Annotated in this window: 21 protein-coding genes; 14 read left to right on the forward strand and 7 right to left on the reverse strand. The window is 69.3% G+C overall.

Annotation, left to right across the window (positions count from 1 at the left end):
* Positions 1-186 precede the first annotated feature (186 nt).
* Together LGM71_RS12525 and LGM71_RS12530 are read left to right on the forward strand one after the other, a co-directional pair.
* Positions 187-612 carry a hypothetical protein gene (locus LGM71_RS12525; protein ID WP_226114990.1) on the forward strand — a complete coding sequence of 142 codons (426 nt, stop codon included), beginning with the start codon at positions 187-189 and terminating at the stop codon, positions 610-612.
* A 33-nt stretch (positions 613-645) separates the two neighbouring features.
* Positions 646-1,464, forward strand: a complete 819-nt coding sequence (locus LGM71_RS12530; RefSeq protein WP_226114991.1) for an SH3 domain-containing protein — start codon at positions 646-648, stop codon at positions 1,462-1,464.
* A gap of 116 nt (positions 1,465-1,580) precedes the next feature.
* Here LGM71_RS12530 and ilvD read toward each other — a convergent pair whose 3' ends face one another.
* The 5 genes from ilvD to LGM71_RS33155 all read right to left on the reverse strand — a co-directional run bounded on the left by ilvD (position 1,581) and on the right by LGM71_RS33155 (position 8,370).
* Positions 1,581-3,440, reverse strand: a complete 1,860-nt coding sequence (gene ilvD, locus LGM71_RS12535) for a dihydroxy-acid dehydratase (protein ID WP_174906604.1) — start codon at positions 3,438-3,440, stop codon at positions 1,581-1,583.
* Positions 3,441-3,705: 265 nt separating this feature from the next.
* Positions 3,706-4,728: an Ldh family oxidoreductase gene (locus tag LGM71_RS12540; protein WP_226114992.1), complete on the reverse strand. Its 1,023-nt coding sequence runs from the start codon at positions 4,726-4,728 to the stop codon at positions 3,706-3,708.
* A complete protein-coding gene (locus LGM71_RS12545) occupies positions 4,721-6,313 on the reverse strand; it encodes an aldehyde dehydrogenase (NADP(+)) (RefSeq protein WP_226114993.1) in 1,593 nt (530 codons plus the stop codon). The genes LGM71_RS12540 and LGM71_RS12545 overlap by 8 nt, the downstream gene beginning before the upstream one ends.
* Before the next feature lie 71 nt (positions 6,314-6,384).
* Complete coding sequence (locus LGM71_RS12550) at positions 6,385-8,010, reverse strand: APC family permease (protein ID WP_059607834.1); 1,626 nt, start codon at positions 8,008-8,010, stop codon at positions 6,385-6,387.
* Between the two features lie 237 nt (positions 8,011-8,247).
* Positions 8,248-8,370 (reverse strand): hypothetical protein, encoded by a 123-nt coding sequence (locus tag LGM71_RS33155; RefSeq protein WP_257792068.1) that lies wholly within the window; start codon positions 8,368-8,370, stop codon positions 8,248-8,250.
* A 248-nt stretch (positions 8,371-8,618) separates the two neighbouring features.
* Between LGM71_RS33155 and LGM71_RS12555 the strand changes: the two genes are divergently transcribed.
* Genes LGM71_RS12555 through LGM71_RS12570 form a run of 4 tightly spaced genes read left to right on the forward strand, consistent with a single transcriptional unit; the run spans position 8,619 to position 12,173 of the window.
* Entirely contained in the window at positions 8,619-9,551 is a 933-nt protein-coding gene (locus tag LGM71_RS12555; RefSeq protein ID WP_226115150.1) for a 4-hydroxyproline epimerase, read from the forward strand.
* Complete coding sequence (locus LGM71_RS12560) at positions 9,548-10,678, forward strand: NAD(P)/FAD-dependent oxidoreductase (protein WP_151051760.1); 1,131 nt, start codon at positions 9,548-9,550, stop codon at positions 10,676-10,678. The genes LGM71_RS12555 and LGM71_RS12560 overlap by 4 nt, the downstream gene beginning before the upstream one ends.
* Complete coding sequence (locus LGM71_RS12565; RefSeq protein ID WP_011658575.1) at positions 10,675-10,908, forward strand: 2Fe-2S iron-sulfur cluster-binding protein; 234 nt, start codon at positions 10,675-10,677, stop codon at positions 10,906-10,908. The genes LGM71_RS12560 and LGM71_RS12565 overlap by 4 nt, the downstream gene beginning before the upstream one ends.
* Entirely contained in the window at positions 10,905-12,173 is a 1,269-nt protein-coding gene (locus LGM71_RS12570; protein WP_226114994.1) for an FAD/NAD(P)-binding oxidoreductase, read from the forward strand. The genes LGM71_RS12565 and LGM71_RS12570 overlap by 4 nt, the downstream gene beginning before the upstream one ends.
* A gap of 46 nt (positions 12,174-12,219) precedes the next feature.
* Here the strand turns inward: LGM71_RS12570 and LGM71_RS12575 are convergent, their stop codons facing one another.
* Entirely contained in the window at positions 12,220-13,164 is a 945-nt protein-coding gene (locus LGM71_RS12575) for a LysR substrate-binding domain-containing protein (RefSeq protein ID WP_059607839.1), read from the reverse strand.
* A 164-nt stretch (positions 13,165-13,328) separates the two neighbouring features.
* Between LGM71_RS12575 and gtdA the strand changes: the two genes are divergently transcribed.
* From gtdA to LGM71_RS12615, 8 genes are all read left to right on the forward strand, one after another.
* Positions 13,329-14,375, forward strand: coding sequence for a gentisate 1,2-dioxygenase (gene gtdA, locus LGM71_RS12580; protein WP_226114995.1), 1,047 nt, complete (start codon positions 13,329-13,331; stop codon positions 14,373-14,375).
* A 108-nt stretch (positions 14,376-14,483) separates the two neighbouring features.
* Positions 14,484-15,182, forward strand: a complete 699-nt coding sequence (locus LGM71_RS12585; protein WP_226114996.1) for a fumarylacetoacetate hydrolase family protein — start codon at positions 14,484-14,486, stop codon at positions 15,180-15,182.
* 34 nt (positions 15,183-15,216) lie between these two features.
* Complete coding sequence (gene maiA, locus LGM71_RS12590) at positions 15,217-15,858, forward strand: maleylacetoacetate isomerase (protein ID WP_226114997.1); 642 nt, start codon at positions 15,217-15,219, stop codon at positions 15,856-15,858.
* 19 nt (positions 15,859-15,877) lie between these two features.
* A complete protein-coding gene (locus LGM71_RS12595) occupies positions 15,878-17,086 on the forward strand; it encodes a 3-hydroxybenzoate 6-monooxygenase (RefSeq protein ID WP_226114998.1) in 1,209 nt (402 codons plus the stop codon).
* Positions 17,087-17,162: 76 nt separating this feature from the next.
* Positions 17,163-18,524, forward strand: coding sequence for an MFS transporter (locus tag LGM71_RS12600; protein WP_226114999.1), 1,362 nt, complete (start codon positions 17,163-17,165; stop codon positions 18,522-18,524).
* Positions 18,525-18,646: 122 nt separating this feature from the next.
* A complete protein-coding gene (locus tag LGM71_RS12605; protein WP_124628716.1) occupies positions 18,647-18,997 on the forward strand; it encodes an ArsR/SmtB family transcription factor in 351 nt (116 codons plus the stop codon).
* The gene (locus LGM71_RS12610; protein WP_226115000.1) at positions 18,987-19,421 is read left to right on the forward strand and encodes a YeeE/YedE family protein; all 435 of its coding nucleotides are present in this window, start codon (positions 18,987-18,989) and stop codon (positions 19,419-19,421) included. The genes LGM71_RS12605 and LGM71_RS12610 overlap by 11 nt, the downstream gene beginning before the upstream one ends.
* A gap of 1 nt (position 19,422) precedes the next feature.
* On the forward strand, positions 19,423-19,845 hold the full coding sequence (locus tag LGM71_RS12615; protein ID WP_124628712.1) for a DUF6691 family protein: 423 nt from the start codon (positions 19,423-19,425) through the stop codon (positions 19,843-19,845).
* A gap of 144 nt (positions 19,846-19,989) precedes the next feature.
* Here the strand turns inward: LGM71_RS12615 and LGM71_RS12620 are convergent, their stop codons facing one another.
* The gene (locus tag LGM71_RS12620; protein ID WP_226115001.1) at positions 19,990-20,340 is read right to left on the reverse strand and encodes a hypothetical protein; all 351 of its coding nucleotides are present in this window, start codon (positions 20,338-20,340) and stop codon (positions 19,990-19,992) included.
* Between the last annotated feature and the right edge of the window lie 123 nt (positions 20,341-20,463).

A 20,463-nucleotide genomic window follows, 5' to 3' on the forward strand; every position in this document is an offset into this window, starting at 1 on the left:
TTTGCGCCAACTTCAACGCCGGTGCGGCTGACGCGCGAGCATGCGGCATGCCCGCTCGGTCGCGCCCCGTTCTTCGTTGCCGCGAAACAAAAAGTAACGGATCAAACCCGCAGAAATATGCAGGGGACGTAAGCTAGAGTCAGGCGCGCGCCACGCGGCGACGCGCCATTCCCTGCGGAGCCTCGAATGAACCCGATTCCCGCCGCGCGGCCTGCCGTCATGGCGCTGGCCATGCTCGCGCTGAGCGGCTGTTATTACACCGGCCCATACGGCTATGCGCCGTATTACGCACCCGTGCCCGCCACGGTGTCGCAGCGCGAGATCCCGGTGGCGCCGGCAACCGCCGGACCGGTCGCGCCGCCGACGCCCGCGATGCCGCCGCCGGCAGACGATAACACCTACGTACCGGCCCCGGTGTATCTCGCGCCGGCCTACGTGCCTTACCCGGCCTACTATCCCGCGTACTACCCGGGCTGGTATGGGCCGCCCGTCTCGATTGGCCTCGGTTTCTGGGGGCATTGGGGCGGCGGCTACCGGGGCGGGTACTGGCACCGTCCGTGGGGCGGTGGCCACTGGGGAGGCGGCCATTGGGGCGGGGGCCATCGACACTGAATGACGCGCGGTGGCACCGCGCGGGAGAGCATCATGAGCAACACGATCATCCGCAGTCTCTGCGTCGTCCTGTTCGGCATCGCCGCGGTGCCGGGCGTCGCCGACGCGCAAAGCAGCGCCTACACGAACTCGCCGGCCGAAATCTATGCGGGGCCGGCACCCGATTATCCGGTCGTCGCACAGATTCCGCCCGGCACCGCGCTGGACGTGTTCGGTTGCCTGAGCGACTACTCGTGGTGCGACGTCGCGCTGCCGGGCGTGCGCGGCTGGATCGACGCGGAGCAGCTCGACTATCCGTACCAGGGCAATTACGTGCCGTTGCTCGAATACGGCGCGATCATCGGCGTGCCGGTGACCGGGTTTGCGATCGGCGCGTACTGGGATCGCTATTACCGCCATCGGCCGTGGTTTCACGATCGCGACCGCTGGGAGCGTCGTGCCGAGCCGCGCATCGGCCCCGGCGGGATGCCGCCCGCCTACGGGCACCCGCAGCCGGGCGGGCCGATCCAGCGCGCGCCCGGCGGTGCGCCACCGGAGCGGCATGATGCGCGGCCGTCGGCCACGCGTGGCGGCTGGAACGGCCCGAACCGCGCGCCGGCGCCGCAGGCCGCGCCCGCGCCTGCGCCGATGCCCGGCGCTCGTCAGCCCGCGCCGCCGCCGGCGCAGCCGCCCGCCCCCAGCGGGGGCGCGGCGCGGATGATGGCGCCGCCGACGTACCAGCAGGGCGGCGGTGGTGGTTACGGCGCACGGCCGCAAGGCGGTGGAAACAGCGGCGGGAATCACGGCGGCGGCGGGAACCGCGGCGGCGGCGGTGGAGGCGGATGGGGCGGCACCGACGAGTTTCGTCATTGATCGATTGGCGGCACGGGTGGCGCTGCTTCGGGCCGGCGCCGGACGAAAAAAAGCCGCTCCGGAGAGCGGCTTCTGGTTCACGCAGGCGGGCCGTTCGTGCGGCCCGTCGACCGGTGTCAGTCGTCGAGCAGCGACAGGTCGCGCACGGCGCCCTTGTCGGCCGACATCACCAGCTTCGCATAGGCTTTCAGCGCAGCGGACACCTTGCGCGGGCGCGGTTGCGCCGGCTTCCAGCCCTTCGCGTTCTGCTCTTCGCGGCGACGCGCGAGTTCCTCATCCGACACCAGCACGTCGATCGTGCGGTTCGGGATGTCGATGCGGATCCTGTCGCCGTCGCGTACGAGGCCGATCGCGCCGCCCGCTGCCGCTTCCGGCGAGCAGTGACCGATCGACAGGCCGGACGTGCCGCCCGAGAAGCGGCCGTCCGTCAGCAGCGCGCATGCCTTGCCGAGGCCCTTCGACTTGATGTAGCTCGTCGGGTACAGCATTTCCTGCATGCCGGGGCCGCCCTTCGGGCCTTCGTAGCGCACGATCACCACGTCGCCGGCCTTGACCTTGTCGTTCAGGATGTTCTCGACCGCTTCGTCCTGCGATTCGGTCACGTGAGCCGAGCCCTCGAACACGAGGATGCTTTCGTCGACGCCGGCCGTCTTCACCACGCAGCCGTCGAGCGCGATGTTGCCGGTCAGCACGGCCAGGCCGCCTTCCTTCGAGAACGCGTGCTCGTACGAGCGGATGCAGCCTTCGGCGCGGTCGAGGTCGAGGCTCGGCCAGCGCGTGTTCTGGCTGAACGCGACCTGCGTCGGGATGCCGGCCGGGCCGGCCAGGTAGAACGTGCGGACCGCTTCGTCTTCCGTGCGGACGATGTCCCACTGGTCGAGCGCATCCTTCAGCGTCGGCGCGTGCACGGTCGGCACGTCGGTGTGCAGCTTGCCGGCGCGCTCGAGTTCGCCGAGGATCGCCATGATGCCGCCCGCACGGTGCACGTCTTCGATGTGGTACTTGTTCGTGTTCGGCGCGACCTTGCACAGCTGCGGCACGATGCGCGACAGGCGATCGATGTCCTTCATCGTGAAGTCGATGCCGGCTTCCTGCGCGATCGCCAGCAGGTGCAGGATCGTGTTGGTCGAACCCCCCATCGCGATGTCGAGCGTCATCGCGTTCTCGAACGCCTTGAAGCCGACCGAGCGCGGCAGCACGCGCATGTCGTCCTGCTCGTAGTGCTGGCGGGTCAGCTCGACGATGCGGCGGCCGGCGCGCTTGAACAGCTGCTCGCGATCCGCGTGCGTCGCGACGACCGTGCCGTTGCCGGGCAGCGACAGGCCGAGCGCTTCGGTCAGGCAGTTCATCGAGTTCGCGGTGAACATGCCCGAGCACGAGCCGCAGGTCGGGCAGGCCGAGCGCTCGACTTCGGCGACGTCGGCATCCGAATACGACTGGTCGGCCGCGATCACCATCGCGTCGACGAGGTCGAGCTTCTTCAGTTCGACGGTCTTGGTGATCGGGTTCGCGAGGCGCGTCTTGCCGGCTTCCATCGGGCCGCCCGACACGAAGATCACCGGGATGTTGAGGCGCATCGCAGCCATCAGCATCCCCGGCGTGATCTTGTCGCAGTTCGAGATGCACACCATCGCGTCCGCGCAGTGCGCGTTCACCATGTACTCGACCGAGTCGGCGATGATGTCGCGGCTCGGCAGCGAATAGAGCATGCCGTCATGGCCCATCGCGATGCCGTCGTCGACCGCGATCGTGTTGAATTCCTTCGCGACGCCGCCGGCGGCCTCGATCTCGCGCGCGACGAGCTGGCCGAGATCCTTCAGGTGCACGTGCCCGGGCACGAACTGCGTGAACGAGTTGACGACCGCGATGATCGGTTTCGAGAAATCGTCGTCTTTCATGCCGGTGGCGCGCCACAGCGAGCGCGCACCTGCCATGTTGCGGCCGGCGGTGGAGGTTTTGGAACGGTATGTGGGCATGATGATGGCTGAAGAAATATCGCGGAAAAGGGTGGAGGCACGGGAATAGAGGCCTCTCGCGCGCCCGTGCGAACAACCTCTTGAGCTGCGCCCTGGGCAAACCCGACGATTATCCCACAGCCGCCGGGCGTGCGGCGCCCGCAGGCGCGGGCGAGCGGGCGCCGGGTGGGGCGCCAGGATGCGGGCGCGGGACACGCCGGTCGAACCGGACGACGGCGTCATCGCCCGTCCTGCCGGCGATGACGCCGCGCCTCGCAATCGTGCGTCAGTCGAGCAGCGTCAGGATTTCGTCGTACAAGGCCTTCGGAATCCGCACGCCGTGCGCAATGCTGCGCGCGCGGGCGTCGAAGCGCCGTTGCGACGGCAGCCGCGCGCCTTGCCCGGTGATCGACGCGAACATCCGCTCGCCGCGCGCGAGGCCTGCGTCGAGGTCGTCGCCGAGGAACACCTTCGGGTCGAACGCGATCACGAGCTCGCCGTGGCACGGTGTCGCGCCGACGCCTTCGTCGAAGTCCATCGACTCCTGGCTCGTCATGTCGCCGATCAGCGCGCCGCCGAGCAGCTCGACCATCGCCGCGAGCGCCGAGCCCTTGTGCCCGCCGAACGTGCACATCGCGCCCTGCAGCGCGGCCTTCGGATCGGTGGTCGGCTGGCCGTCGGGGCCGATCGCCCAGTGCGGCGGGATCGCCTTGCCCTGTTTTGCATGCAGCTCGATGTCGCCGCGCGCGATCGCGCTCGTCGCGAAATCGAATACGAACGGCACGCCGTCCGGGCGCGGCCATGCGAACGCGATCGGGTTCGTGCCGAACACCGGCTCGCGGCCGCCTTCCGGCGCGACCCAGCTGTGGCTCGGGTTCATCGCGATGCCGACCAGCCCCTCGGCGGCGATCGCCTCGACCTCGGGCCACAGCGCCGAGAAGTGGTAGCAGTGGTTGATCGCCATCGCGGCGATCCCGTGCTGCTTGGCCATCTCGACGAGCACCGGCAGGCCGGTTTCGAAGCTCAGCAGCGAGAAGCCGCGATGGGCGTCGACCGCGACGATCGACGACGACAGCCGGCGCAACGTCGGCACGGCTTGCGGGTCGACCTTGCCCTTCTTCAGCGAGCGCACGCACACGAGCAGCCGGTACACGCCGTGCGAGTGGCACTCGTCGCGCTGGCCCTGCGTGATCACACCCGCGATCGCCCGCGCGTGCGCATCGGACATCCCGTGGTGCGTCAGCACCCGCAGCGCGAGCGCATGGACCTCATCGAGCGACAGGACGACTTCGGCGAGCGGCTCAGACATCGCGCGCTTCCCGCGGTGCGGGCACGCCGTCGATGCGTTGCGGCACGTTCAGCGGGTTGTCGTTGCGGATGGCGTCGGGCAGCAGCGCGTCCGGCACGTCCTGGTACGACACGGGGCGCAGGAAACGCTCGATTGCGCGTGCGCCGACCGACGTCGTGCGCGTGTCGGACGTGGCCGGGAACGGGCCGCCGTGCACCATCGCATGACCGACCTCGACGCCCGTGCCGAAGCCGTTGACGAGAATGCGGCCGGCCTTGCGCTCGAGCGTCGGGCGCAGCGCGGCGAACAGCGCGGCGTCGCCGTCGGCGAGATGCGCGGCGATCGTCAACTGGCCTTCGAGCGATTTCAGCACGCGGTGCAGCGTGTCGGCATCGGGGCAGCGCACGATGAGCGACGCGGGGCCGAACACTTCATCGCGCAGTTCGGGGTGGGCGATGAATGCGTCCGCCGAGGTCGCGAACAGCGCCGCGCGCGCCTGGTAGCGGCTGCCTTCCATGCCTTGCGCCAGCAGTTCGACCGCGTCGTGCGTGCTCAGCGCGGTCACGCCTTGCGCATAGCTCGCGTGGATGTGCGGCGTCAGCATCGTCTGCGCGGCGCTCGCCTGCACGGCAGTGGCCGCCGCGGCTTCGAACGCGCGCAGCGCCGGGCCGTCGACCGCGAGCACGAGGCCCGGGTTGGTGCAGAACTGGCCGGCGCCGAGGGTGAGCGATGCGACGAACTGCGGCGCGATCGCGTCGTGGCGCGCGTCGAGCGCGGCCGGGAACAGCAGCACCGGGTTGATCGAGCTCATTTCCGCATAGACCGGAATCGGCTCGTGGCGCGCGGCGGCGATGTTCATCAGCGCGACGCCGCCGCGGCGCGAGCCGGTGAAACCGACGGCCTTGATGCGCGGATCGGCGACGAGCGCCTGGCCGATTTCGCGCGACGCGTCGAACAGCAGCGAGAACACGCCGGCCGGCAGCCCGCATTCGCGCACGGCCTGCTGGATCGCGCGGCCGACAAGCTCGGACGTGCCCGGATGCGCGGAATGCGCCTTGACGATCACCGGGCAGCCGGCGGCGAGTGCCGACGCGGTATCGCCGCCCGCGACCGAGAACGCGAGCGGGAAGTTCGACGCGCCGAATACGGCAACCGGCCCGATCGCGACGTTGCGCAGGCGCAGGTCGACGCGCGGCAGCGGCTTGCGGTCCGGGCGGGCCGGATCGATGCGCGCGTCGACGTAACCGCCGTCGCGCACGAGCGACGCGAACAGCGCGAGCTGGCCGACCGTGCGCCCGCGTTCGCCTTCGATGCGTGCGCGCGGCAGGCCCGTTTCGGTGACGCAGCGCTCGATCAGGTCGTCCCCGAGCGCCATGATGTTGCGGCCGATCGCATCGAGGAACGCGGCGCGCTGCTCGGGGCGCGTCTCGCGAAACGTGTCGAAGGCTTCGTCGGCGAGCGCGCAGGCCGTCTCCAGGTCGTGCTGGCTCGCGCCGCCGAACGCGGGTTCGAGCGGTTCGCCGGTTGCGGCGGCGATCGCGTGAAGGGTGCCGTTCTGTCCGGCGATGGCCGACTGGCCGATCAGGAGCTGACCTGTGAGTTGCATGGGTTTTCCTCGGAAAATGCGGGGCCGGGCGTGGTGCACCCGGCCGGAGTGAAATGGGGAACGCGGGTGTGTCAGTCTTCGTCGTCGTCGAGCTGCAGCTTGTCGGAACGGATGCCGGTGTTGGCGCCCCAGTAATAGATGACAAGCGCGACGGCCGCGACGACGACCGTGTCGTACGGATGCGCGAGCTGGCCCGTGCCGCCGAAGCCGCCGAAGTACGACAGCACGATCATGGCCGCATAGAACGCGATCAGCCACGCGGACGAACGCACCTGCTCGGCGAGGCTCAGGTGCGCGGTCGGCACCCAGCGGCGGCACGCGAGATAGATGACGAACATGACGATCTGCAGGCCGAGCAGCCAGGACACCGTGCCCCAGCCCGACCAGTAGACGATCAGCGCGGCGATCACGAACGACGCGGGGCCGGTGATGCCGAACGCCACCGCGCGGAACGGCCGCGGCAGGCCGGGCGCGGTGCGGCGCAGCGCGGCGACCGACACGGGCGCGACCGCATAGCTCAGCACCAGCGCGGCGGACACGATGTTGATCAGCGCTTCCCACGACGGGAACGGCATGGTCCAGAAGATCGCGAGGCCGAACGTGAGCCACAGGCCCGCACGCGGGATGCCCGATGCCTCGTCGACGCGCGTGAACACCTTGAAGAACGTGCCCGTCTTCGCCCAGCCGTAGACGACGCGCGGCGTCGCGTTCATGTAGATGTTGCCGCAGCCGCTCGGCGAGATCATCGCGTCGGCGACCACCATCACCGCGAGCCAGCCCACGCCGAGCGCGAGCGCGATGTCGCGGTACGGCAGCGAGAAGGCCTTGCTCACGTCGTGCCAGCCGGCGGCCAGCATGTCGGTCGGGATGCTGCCGATGAACGCGAGCTGCAGCAGCACGTAGATCAGCGTGGACAGGAGGATCGAGAGGATCAGCGCGATCGGGATCGTGCGCTGCGGATTCCGCACTTCGCTCGCGACCGACACGATCGGCGTGAGGCCGAGATACGCGAAGATGATGCCGCCGGCCGACACGGCCATCTCGATGCCCGGCATGCCGAACGGCGCGAAACCGTGCGCGGTGAGGTTGGCGGGCTTGAAGAACGTGAACAGCACCGCGATCACCGAAAGCGGCACGATGAACTTGAAAATGCTGATGATGTTGTTCGCCTTCGCGAACGTCTTCACGCTCGAATAGTTCAGATAAAAGAAGAAGCACAGTAGCGCGGCCTGTACGAGCCAGCCGATCGTCGTCGGGTCGCTCGATCCCGCCTTGGTGAGGCCCGGGAACCACGCTGCAGCATACTGGCGCGCGGCGACCACTTCGATCGCGATCAGGCTCGAGAACGCGATCAGCGTGATGAAGCCCATCAGGTAGCCGAGCAGGGGGCCGTGCGAGAACACCGGGTAGCGAACCACGCCGCCCGCACGCGGCAGCGCGGCGCCGAGCTCGCAGTAGACGATGCCGAGCAGCAGCACCGCGAAGCCGCCGAGCAGCCACGAGAAGATGCCGGCCGGGCCGGCGATCGTCGACACGTGACTCGCGGCGAACAGCCACCCCGAACCGAAGATTGCACCGAGGCCGATGAACGTCAGGTCGGTCAGCGACAGCTGCTTCTTGAACTTGCCGTGACCGCCGTCGGCGGGCACGGAGCGGGAAAGCGGGACGGACGGGTGTGTGTTGCCTTGACCTGGCATAGGTTTGTCTCCTGGGAAATATCGGGGCAGGCGTGGCTTGCGCCGCGCTCCGACGAGCCGTGGCGCAACACCTGCCGGCCGGCGTGCGACCGGTTCGAACGGCCGCCGGGGCGGGCCGGGGCCTGTTCAAGTGCGGCGCAGGCTGGCGCCGCGGCGAACGGGCCCGTGCCGGCCATGCCGGACACGGAAGTGGCGATGCGACGGGGGGAGGCCGTCGCACCGCCGGGGGGAAATCGGTCAGCGGTTCGCGCGGTTCCGTTCGGCGCGGTGCGCGGCGTCGAAAGCGATGGAAGCGCCCGGTACGAACCGGTTGCTGAGGGCGGGGAAAACTCCGGTCAGCTGGATGGCGTTTCGGCTCACTGCAATCTCCTGCTTCGTATCGGCCGACGACAGGCGCGTCGACGTGCAACCAGTATCGCCGTGCAAACACCCATCACGCTTGAGCCGTATCGCGGAGCAAAATGACGAAATCGGCACAGTGGCCGCAAGGGTCGCGAAACGCGTTCCGGACTATGCCGATTTCGTCGCCGTCCTCATCGAAAAGCCACAAGCGAATGGACGCGTGACGGAGGAAGCTATGCTCCTTTCCCCACTTCGGACGGCTCATGATGAAGCGCATCCAGATCATCGATTCGCACACGGGCGGCGAACCCACGCGGCTCGTCGTGTCCGGCTTCCCCTCGCTCGGCAACGGCACGATGGCCGAGCGCCGCGACGTGCTCGCCCGCGAGCACGATCGCTATCGCACCGCATGCATTCTCGAGCCGCGCGGCAGCGATGTGCTGGTCGGCGCGCTGCTGTGCGAACCCGTGTCGCCGGAGGCCGCGGCCGGCGTGATCTTCTTCAACAACAGCGGTTACCTCGGAATGTGCGGGCACGGCACGATCGGCGTCGTGCGCACGCTGCATCACATGGGCCGCATCGAGCCGGGCGTGCACCAGATCGAAACGCCGGTCGGCACCATCGAGGCGACGCTGCACGATGACCTGTCGGTCAGCGTGCGCAACGTGCTCGCGTACCGCCATGCGAAGGCCGTCGACGTCGATGTGCCCGGATACGGTCCCGTGAAGGGCGACATTGCGTGGGGCGGCAACTGGTTCTTCCTGATCAGCGATCACGGCCAGCGCGTGGCCGGCGACAACGTGGCGGCGCTGACCGCCTATTCGTCCGCGGTGCGTGCAGGGCTCGAACGCGCGGGCATCACCGGCGCGAACGGCGGCGAGATCGACCATATCGAACTGTTCGCGGACGATCCCGAGGACGACAGCCGCAGCTTCGTGCTGTGCCCGGGCCATGCGTACGACCGTTCCCCGTGCGGCACCGGCACGAGCGCGAAGCTCGCGTGCCTCGCGGCCGACGGCAAGCTCGAACCGGGCGTCGTGTGGCGGCAGGCGAGCGTGATCGGCAGCGTGTTCCAGGCGAGCTACGCGCAGGCCGACGGCGGCATCGTGCCGACGATTCGCGGCAGCGCGCACCTGAGCGCGGAAGCGACGCTGCTGATCGAGGAAGACGATCCGTTCGGCTGGGGCATCGTGTCGTGAGCGAGACCCGGACCGACGTCGTCGTGATCGGCGCCGGCATCGTCGGCGCGGCGTGTGCGCATGAGCTCGCGCAGCGCGGGCTGCGCGTGCTTGTCGTCGACGACGCGAGCGGCGGCGCGACCGGCGCCGGCATGGGGCACCTCGTCGCGATGGACGACAACGCGGCGGAGCTCGCGCTGAGCCATTACTCGATCGAATTGTGGCGCGCGCTCGCCGGCGAGATGCCCGAAGGCTGCGCTTACCGCAACTGCGGCACGCTGTGGCTCGCGGCCGATGCGCATGAGATGGACCTCGCGCGCACCAAGCAGGCGACGCTCGCCGCGCACGGCGTGGCGGGCGAGCTGATCGACGCGGCGACGCTCGCGGGGCTGGAGCCGATGTTGCGCGCGGGCCTCGGCGGCGCGCTGAAGATCCCCGGCGACGCGATTCTCTATGCGCCCGTCGCCGCGAGCTGGCTGTTGCAGCGCGCGCCGGGCATCACGTTGCGGCGCGATTGCGCGGTGGCGGTCGACGGCCCGAGCGTGACGCTCGCGAGCGGCGACACGCTGCGAGCGGAGCGCGTCGTCGTCGCGAACGGCGTCGCCGCGCGCACGCTGCTGCCTGAATTGCCGCTGCGCCCGAAGAAGGGTCATCTGCTCATCACCGATCGCTACCCGGGCCAGGTGTCGCACCAGCTCGTCGAGCTCGGCTATGCGGCGAGCGCGCACGCGAGCGACGGCACGTCGGTCGCATTCAACGTCCAGCCGCGGCCCACCGGCCAACTGCTGATCGGCTCGTCGCGCCAGTTCGACACCGAGGACACGCGCGTCGAGCCGCCGGTCCTCGCGCGCATGCTGCGCCGCGCGGCCGGGTACTTGCCGGATCTGGCCGACCTCAACGGAATTCGCGCATGGACGGGCTTCCGTTCGGCGAGCCCCGACGGTCTGCCGCTGCTCGGCGAGCATCCGGCGCGGCCGGGCGTATGGCTCGCGGTCGGGCATGAAGGGCTCGGCGTGACGACCGCGCCGGGCAGTGCGCGGCTCGTCGCCGCGCTGATGACCGGCGAACGGCCGCCCATCGACATCGAACCGTATTTGCCGGGACGTTTCCTGACGACGTCCCCCGTAGCCGGAGCGCTTTCTTCATGATCATTCATCTGGACGGCCGCGCGCTGACGGTGGCCGACGGCGCGACCGTCGCGGCCGCCGTCGCGGCGAGCGGCGACGACACGACGCGCGTGTCGTGCACGGGTGCGGCGCGCGCGCCGTTTTGCGGTATGGGCATCTGCCAGGAGTGCAGGATGACGATCGACGGCCGCCGTCGTCTGGCTTGCCAGACGCTGTGCCGCGACGGGATGCGGGTGGAGCGCACGCGATGAAACAGGAACGACTCAGCGTCGACGTCGCCATCGTCGGCGCGGGCCCGGCCGGATTGTCGGCCGCGCGGGCCGCCGCACGAAGCGGCGCGACGATCGCGATCGTCGACGACAACCCGCGCGCGGGCGGGCAGATCTGGCGCCAGGCGGCGGGCGCGATGCCGGTGCCGGCCGCGGCGGAACGCCTTGCCGTGCTGCGTCAGCCGAACATCACGCATCTGGCGGGCACGCGCATCGTCGCCGAGACGCAGCCGGGCACGCTGCTGCTGGAGGACGACGAGCGCGGGTTCCTGCTCGAATTCCGCACGCTGATCGTGTGCTGCGGCGCGCGCGAACTGCTGCTGCCGTTCCCCGGCTGGACGCTGCCGGGCGTGACCGGCGCGGGCGGCCTGCAGGCGCTGATCAAGTACGGTCTCGACGTGCGCGGGCAGCGCACCGTGATCGCCGGCAGCGGCCCGCTGCTGCTCGCGAGCGCGGCGACGGCCCGTCAGGCCGGCGCGCAGGTGTCGCACGTGCTCGAACAGGCTGCGTGGAGCGATGTTGCCGGTTTCGGCGCGGGGTTGTGGCGCTGGCCGTCGAAACTCGCGCAGGCCGCGAAGCTCGTCACGGCCGCCTATCGGCCCGGCGCACACGTCGTCGAAGCGTTCGGCGACAAGCGGCTCGAACGCGTGCGGATCCGGCAGGGCGAGCGTGAAATCGAGGTCGACTGCGACCGGCTCGCGTGCGGTTTTGGCCTCGTGCCGAACACCGTGCTGCCGAGCCACCTCGGCTGCCGGATCGAGAACGGCGCGGTCGTGGTCGACGCGCACCAGCGCACGAGCCGCGACGGCTGTTTCGCCGCAGGCGAGTGCACGGGTGTCGGCGGCAGCGAACTGGCGATGGTCGAAGGCGAGATCGCCGGCTGCGCGGCCACCGGGCAGACGGCACCGCTGGCCGCGCTGTTTGCGCAGCGCGCGCGCTGGCAGGGATTCGCGGACGCGGTGCGCGAACGCTTCGCGATCCGCGAGCCGATCCGCCGGCTCGCGCGGCCCGATACGCTGCTGTGCCGATGCGAGGACGTGCGCTTCGACGCGGTCGCGCCGGCGTCGGGCTGGACGGCCGCGAAGCTGCAGACGCGCTGCGGAATGGGCGCATGCCAGGGCCGCGTGTGCGGTGCGGCCGCGCAGGCGCTGTTCGGCTGGACGCCACCAGTCCCGCGCACGCCGCTCGTGCCCGCGCGGGTCGGCACGCTGATGCTGGACGACACGGTGTCCTGCGACGGCCCCTGACGCGCCACGGTGAAACGGCCCGGTTCATGCCGGGCCGCCGCGCCGCTCATTCCACCTTCACTTTCTCCCATCCACCCACCTGCGGCGCCGCACAGGCACGCAGGCACTCGATCGCGGCGGCCACGGCCGCGCGATTCGCGCTGTCCGGATGCCAGTACATCGACACCGCACCTTGTCCCTCGAGCCGCATCGGCAGGATGCGGATCGCGTTCAGTTGCTCGAAGCGCCGCGCGGCACGATGCGACGCGACGCCCAGCAGGTCGGTGTTGTTCAGCAGCGTGAGGTTCAGGATCGACGAATTCGATTCGACGCAATGCGGCGGCTGCACGCGGCCGGCGGCCGTCAGCGCGACCTGCAGCGCGTTGTGCACCGGTGTGCCGGACGGCCAGACGATCCACGAGTGGGCCAGCACCTCGTCCCAGCCGACAGCGGCCGCGCCGACGAGCGGATGATCGGGCCGCGCGACGAATACCACCGGATCGACGTACAGCGCTTCGGCGTGCAGGTGCGGATCGACGGACGCTGAGCCCGAGCGGCCGACGACGATGTCGAGTTCGCCGCGCGCGAGTTGCGGCATCAGCTGGTTCATCGTGCTCTCCGCGAGCCGCACCTGCGCGCGCGGCATCCGCTTCAGCAACTGCGATACCGCGAGCGGCACGGTATCGGCCGCCGCGACGCCCGACGTGCCGATCGTGACCAGGCCGCTGCCGCCTTCACGCAACGCGGCCATGTCGTCGCGCGCGACGTCGAGCTGCGCCTCCACGCGGCGCGCGTGCTCGATCAGCGCATCGCCGTAGGCCGTCGGCCGCAGGCCGCGCGCGTGCCGTTCGAACAGCGGCAGCCCGACGTCTTCTTCCAGTTCCTTCAGCCATTTCGACAGCGCGGGCTGGGTGGTCGCGAGCGCCGCCGCCGACTGGCTCAGGTTGCCCGTGCTGGCCAGGCTCAGCAGCACCTGGAGGTGCCGCAATCGCAGCCGGTAGGTCCAGTCCATCGCGTGCTCCGTGTCGGAAGGTATATCAAAAATAATATGGATTAGATGATTTCGCCATTTTACCGGGTATGTCTGCGTCGAATATAAATGCGCTGACGGACCGAAGCACGCGGTCCCCGACCCGACACAGCGCCGACCGCGATCGGCCGCACCAAGGAGACATCATGACCAGCCGACACCCGGATACGTCGCGCGCCGACTATTACGCACGGATCGCCGAACAGCGCCTCGCGCCGTTGTGGGAGTCGCTGCACAACCTCGTGCCGAAAGCGCCGCAGCCGGCCGCGCAGGCCGCGATCTGGAAGTACGCGCAGGTGCGCGACCTGGTGATGCAGGCCGGCGGCGTGATCAGCGCGGAAGAAGCCGTGCGCCGCGTGCTGGTGCTGGAGAACCCGGGGCTGCCCGGCAAGTCGAGCATGACGCCGAGCCTGTACGCGGGCCTGCAACTGATCCTGCCGGGCGAGATCGCGCCGAGCCACCGGCATACGCAGTCGGCGCTGCGCTTCATCATCGAGGGCAAGGGCGCGTGGACCGCGGTGAACGGCGAGCGCACGACGATGCATCCGGGCGACTTCATCATCACGCCGTCGTGGGCTTGGCACGACCACGGCAACCCGTCGGCGGAAGACGGCGGCGAGCCGGTCGTGTGGCTCGACGGGCTCGACATCCCGCTGGTCGGGCACCTCGACGCAGGCTTCGCGGAGAACTACCCGGAAGCCGAGCAGCCCGTCAGCCGCGCGGAAGGCGACAGCTTCGCGCGCTTCGGCCACAACATGGTGCCGGTGCGCCATCGCGCGAGCGAGCCGACGTCGCCGGTGTTCAGCTATCCGTATGCACGCACCCGCGAGGCCCTTGACGCGCTGTACCGCAACGGCGAGCTCGACGCATGGGACGGCGTGAAGCTGCGCTATGTCAATCCCGCGACGGGCGGCTGGCCGATGCCGACGATCGCGACCTTCATGCAGTTCCTGCCGGCCGGTTTCGACGGCCGCACGTATCGCAGCACCGACGCGACGATCTACTGCGTCGTCGAAGGTAGCGGCACCGCGTACATCGGCGACGACGCGTTCGCATTCGAGCCGCACGACATCTTCGTCGCGCCGTCATGGGCGCGGTTGCGGCTGGCGGCCTCGTCCGACAGCGTGCTGTTCAGCTATTCCGACCGGCCGGTGCTGTCCGCGCTGAACCTGCTGCGCGAAGCGCGCGACTGACGCCGCCGATTGGCCCGAGTGGCCCGATTCTCCCGATATCCCCGATTCGTCCGATGCGCCGCGAAGGCGGCGCGCGGTCCTTCCTTCATGCCTACGCTGGAGCCGTTCATGACTTACGTTTTCCCGCCCGAAGCGCCGATGGCGCTTCCCGTCGCCGGCAGCGACGCCCGTTTCGCGGTACGCCGCGTGTACTGCGTCGGCCGCAACTACGCGGCCCATGCGCGCGAAATGGGCTTCGATCCCGATCGCGAACCGCCGTTCTTCTTTTGCAAGCCGGCCGATTCGATCGTGCCGGTCGCCTACGGCGAAACGCTCGATTTGGCATATCCGTCGCAAACGCAGAACTATCACTACGAAGCTGAACTCGTCGCGGTGATCGGCAAGGGCGGTTCCGACATTCCGCTCGAGCGCGCGCTCGAGCACGTGTGGGGTTATGCCGTCGGCCTCGACATGACGCGCCGCGACCTGCAGATGAAGATGCGCGAGATGGGCCGTCCGTGGGAAATCGGCAAGGCGTTCGACCGTTCCGCGCCGATCGGCCCCGTGCATCCGGCGAGCGAGGTCGGTCATTTCGAGCAGGCCGGCCTGTGGCTGACGGTCAACGGCGCGACGAAGCAGAAGAGCGACGTGTCGCACCTGATCTGGTCGGTCGCGGAAACGGTGGCCGACCTGTCGAAGTTCTTCCGCCTCGAACCGGGCGACGTGATCTTCACCGGCACGCCGGAAGGCGTCGGCCCGGTGGTCAAGGGCGACGTGATGAAGGTCGGCGTCGAGCGTCTCGGCGAATTGGCCGTGCGCGTGGTCTGAAGCGCGTTCTTCGATTTCCTCGAAAGGTCACATCGTGCAACTGCATAGCTTCTTCAACAGTTCGACATCCTATCGGGTACGCATCGCGCTCGCGCTGAAAGGACTGCCGTACGACACGCTGCCCGTGAACATCCGCACGGGCGAGCACCGCGAGGCTGGCTACGTCGCGCAGGTGAATCCGTCGGCGTCGGTGCCGGCGCTGGTCGATGGCGATTTTCGTCTCGGCCAGTCGCTCGCGATCATCGACTACCTCGACCAGATTCATCCGGCGCCGCGGCTGATTCCGCTGGAACCGCGGCGGCGCGCACGCGTGCTGGAATTCGCGACGCTGATCGCGTGCGACATCCATCCGGTCAACAACCTGCGCGTGCTGCGCTACCTCGACAGCGAACTGCAGGTCACGCCGCAGCAGAAGCGTGCGTGGTACCGGCACTGGATCGCGGAAGGCATGGCCGGCGCCGAGCGCCTGCTCGCACGCGCGGGCACGGGCCCGTGGTGTTTCGGCGCGGCGCCGACGCTCGCCGACATCTGCCTCGTGCCGCAGGTCGCGAACGCGCTGCGGATGGATTGCGACCTGAGCGCATATCCGCGCAGCCTCGCGGTTCATGAACACGCGCGACGCGAGCCGGCGTTCGAAGCGGCGCAGCCACAGCGGCAACCGGACTACGTCGCGTAACACGAAGGAGGAGACAGACATGGGCGAGACAAACATGACAGGCCGACGCGTACTCGTGATCGGCGGCGGCATCGGCGGGCTCGCGACGGCGCTGGCGCTCGCGCGCCAGGGCATTCGCGTGAAGCTGCTCGAACAGGCCGCGCAAATCGGCGAGATCGGCGCGGGCATCCAGCTCGCCGCGAACGCGTTCAATGCGCTCGACGCGCTGGGCGTCGGCGAGGCCGCGCGCGGGCGCGCGGTGTTCACCGACCGGCTGCAACTGATGGATGCGGTCGATGCGCGGGAAGTCGCGTGCATCGATACGGGCGCCGCGTATCGCGCGCGCTTCGGCAACCCGTATGCGGTGATCCATCGCGCGGACATCCACCTGTCGATCTACGAGGCGGTCAAGGATCATCCGCTGATCGAATTCCGGACCAGCACGCAGGTGTGCGGGTTCGAGCAGGACGGCAACGGCGTGACCGTGATCGACCAGCATGGCGAGCGTTATCGCGCCGACGCGGTGATCGGCTGCGACGGCGTGAAGTCCGCGATCCGGCAGGCGCTGATCGGCGACGCGCATCGCGTGACGGGGCACGTCGTGTACCGCGCGGTCGTCGACGTCGACAACATGCCGAAGGATCTGCAGATCAATGCGCCGGTCGTGTGGGCTGGCCCGCATTGCCATCTCGTCCACTATCCGCTGCGGGGCGGACGGCAATACAACCTCGTCGTCACGTTCCACAGCCGCGAGCAGGAAACCTGGGGCGTGCGCGACGGCAGCAAGGAGGAAGTGCTGTCGTACTTCGACGGCATCCATCCGCTGCCGAAGCAGATGCTCGACCGGCCGACGTCGTGGAAGCGCTGGGCGACCGCCGATCGCGACCCGGTCGAACGCTGGAGCGCGGGCCGCGCGACGGTGCTCGGCGACGCCGCCCATCCGATGACGCAATACATCGCGCAGGGCGCGTGCCAGGCGCTCGAGGATGCGGTGACGCTTGGCGCGGCCGTCGCACGAGCCGATGGCGACTTCGAGGCCGCGTTCGCGCTGTACGAACACGTGCGGATTCCGCGCACCGCGCGCGTGCTGTATTCGGCGCGCGAGATGGGACGGATCTATCACGCGAAGGGCGTCGAGCGGCAGGTGCGCAACGCGCTGTGGGTCGGACGCACGCAGGCGCAGTTCTACGACGCGCTCGACTGGCTGCACGGCTGGCGCGCGCAAGATTGCCTGAAGACCGTCGCCTGACGCGCTTCAGCCCGGATCCGGCGGCGCGCATTCCAACGACATCGCGCGCGACCGCCTTCATGGAGGAGACATCATCATGGCCGATACGCTGTCCATCGACGTCAGCGAATGGATCGACCGGCATCGCGTTGCGCCGTTTCAGGTCGCGATCGTCGTGCTGTGCTTCCTGATCGTCGCGATCGACGGTTTCGACACGGCATCGATCGGATTCATCGCTCCGGTCATTCGCGCGGAATGGGGGCTGTCGCCCGCGCAGCTCGCGCCCGTATTCGGCGCGGGGCTCGCCGGGCTGATGGCCGGCGCGCTCGTGTTCGGGCCGTTCGGCGACCGGTTCGGCCGCAAGCGCCTGCTGCTCGCCTGTGTCGCGTGCTTCGGCATCGCGAGTGCGGCGTCGGCAAGTGCGGGCGGCTTGAACGAACTGATCGCGTGGCGCTTCGTGACGGGCCTCGGGCTCGGCGGCGCGATGCCGAACGCGATCACGCTGACGTCCGAGTATTGCCCCGCGCGGCGGCGCTCGCTGCTCGTCACCACGATGTTCTGCGGCTTCACGATCGGCTCGGCGCTCGGCGGGCTCGCGGCCGCGTCGCTGATCGAACGAGACGGCTGGCGCGCGGTGCTCGTCGTCGGCGGCGCCGCGCCGCTGCTGCTCCTGCCGGTGCTCGCGTGGCGACTGCCGGAATCGGTGCGCTACCTCGTCAACACCGGCGCGTCGCGCGAGCGAATCGCGGCGATGCTCGCGCGCATCGCACCGGCCCCGCAACTCGTGCACGCGTCGTTCATCGTGCCGCGCGGCAAGCCGGCCGGGTCGCCGCTCGGCCGCCTGTTCGCCGCCGACCTGCTGCGCGGCACGCTGCTGCTGTGGCTGACGTTTTTCATGAGTCTGCTCGTCATCTACCTGCTGTCGAGCTGGCTGCCCACGTTGTTGCGCACGACCGGCGCGACGCTGCAGACGGCCGCGCGCGTGACCGCGATGTTCCAGGTCGGCGGCACGCTCGGCGCGATCGTGCTCGGCTGGCTGATGGACCGCTTCGATCCGCATCGCGTGCTCGCGTGCAGCTATGCGGCGGCGGGCGTGTTCGTCGCGGCGATCGGGGTGCTGGCCGCGTCGCCGGCGGGTGCGGCACTGGCCGTGTTCGTGGCCGGCTTCTGCGTGTCGGGCTCGCAGGTCGGCGCGAATGCGCTGTCGGCCGCGTTCTATCCGACCGAATGCCGGACCACAGGCGTGAGCTGGGCGAACGGGATCGGCCGCGGCGGATCCGTCGTCGGCTCGATGGCGGGCGGCGCGATGCTCGCGATGGGGCTGCCGCTGCCGACCGCGTTCGCATTCGTCGCGGTGCCGTGCCTGATTGCCGGGATCGCGATGCTGGTGCTTGGCGCGGTCCGGGCTGGCGCGAAGCGCGCGACGGCAGCCGAGGCAATTGCCGGCGAGCAGGCATAGTGGAGGCAGGGGGGGCGGCCATTGCCGATGGCGCCGTCCTCTGACGGCATCGAACGAAAGCACGAATCTACATTATATAAATGTATATAATGTAGATTCGTTAATCGTATTCCGTCACCCTCATGAACGCCGACCCTTCCACCGGGCTGCCCCAGCCCGACCAGATGCGCGCCGCCGCCGAATCGGCATGCGCGTTGCTCAAGGTGCTGTCCAATCCCGACCGGTTGCTGCTGCTGTGCGAGCTGTCGCAGGGCGAACGCTGCGTGAGCGATCTCGAGGCGCGGCTGGATATCCGCCAGCCGACGCTGTCGCAGCAGCTCGGCGTGTTGCGGGACAACGCATTGGTCCGCACGCGCCGCGAAGGCAAGAACATCCACTATTCGCTCGACAGCCCGGCCGTGATCGCGGTGATGGGCGTGCTGTACGAACAGTTCTGCGGCACGGCCGCGAAGGGGGCGCGCCATGCAGCTTGATGTGCTTCATTTCACGCCGTGGCTGTCGCTTGCTGGTGGTGTGCTGATCGGGCTTGCGGCGGCGTGGCTCGTTGCGTTCAACGGGCGGATCGCCGGGATCAGCGGCATCGTCGGCGGCTTGTTCACGGCCGGTGCAGCTGAGCGCGACTGGCGTGCCGCATTCGTCGCCGGGCTGATCGCCGCGCCGCTGATGATGCGTATCGCCGGTGTCGCCGCGGCGCCGCAGGTCGATGCGGGCTGGGGCGAGTTGCTGGCGGCCGGCCTGCTGGTCGGGATCGGTACGCGCTATGCGGGCGGATGCACGAGCGGTCACGGCGTCTGCGGGCTGTCGCGTGGTGCGGCGCGATCGATCGTCGCGACGGCGGTGTTCATGGTCGCGGGGTTTGCGACCGTATTCGTGCGACGGCACGTGATCGGAGGCTGACATGCAGGCAGGATTCGCGTTTCTGGCGGGGCTGCTGTTCGGCGCCGGACTCATCGTGTCGGGGATGGCCAATCCGCAGAAAGTGCTCGGCTTTCTCGACCTGGCAGGCCGCTGGGATCCGTCGCTCGCGTTCGTGATGGCCGGCGCGATCGGCGTTGCCGTGTTCGCGTTCGCTTGGGCGAAGCGTCGGACGCGGACGTTGCTCGGCCTGCCGATCCAGTGGCCGACCGTGCGGACGATTACCGTGCGCCTCGTCGCAGGGAGCGCCGTGTTCGGCATCGGCTGGGGGCTTGCCGGGTTCTGCCCGGGGCCGGCAATCGTGTCGATCGGACTCGGGTCGGTCAAGGGCATTGCGTTCGTCGTCGCGATGTTGATCGGGATGGCGTTGTTCGAGTGGATCGAGCGCACGCGGAAGGGGCGGTAGCTGGGTGGGGTTGCTGCGGGCGAAGTTGTCGGCTCGGTCGAGTCGACCCGACGCGGCGCCGGCGCCGGGACAAGTTCACGCTCGTTGCCGGGGGGGCGACACGGCGATCACATGACGATATCGGCGATGACGCGAGCAGCCGCGTCAGGGTTGCTCGCGCACTTGCCGCTCGCCGAGTAGCTGCCCGGACACCCGGTGCAGCCATGCGCGCCACACCGAGAACACGCCGGACCGAGCCTCGGGTTCCGCGACGGTTGCGGCGACCGGCCCGACACCGGCTGCGGACAATGCCACGTGACCGGCTGTCTCGATCGTCAGGCATTCGCCTTCGTCGAGCACGCGGCGAACGTAATGCGGCGTATCGGGTAACCAGTCGAGCCCGCCGTGACGCAACGTGACCGCGAGCGCGCCGTCGACCACGATGACCTGGCTGTCCTTGTCGAACCACGCAAAGTGGCTTTGCCCGGCGTCGAGCCGGATCTCTTGCGTCCGCATGGCGAGTCCTTTTCCTGGTTGCGCGGCCCGGCGACGGCGGGGCGACAGCGTGCAATCAGGTTAAGGAAACGCGTGCGGGCAGGACAGATTCAGGGGACGGGAATCTGTTACGGTGCAGGCGAC

The organism is Burkholderia sp. AU33545 (assembly GCF_020419685.1).
Taxonomy (GTDB): domain Bacteria; phylum Pseudomonadota; class Gammaproteobacteria; order Burkholderiales; family Burkholderiaceae; genus Burkholderia; species Burkholderia diffusa.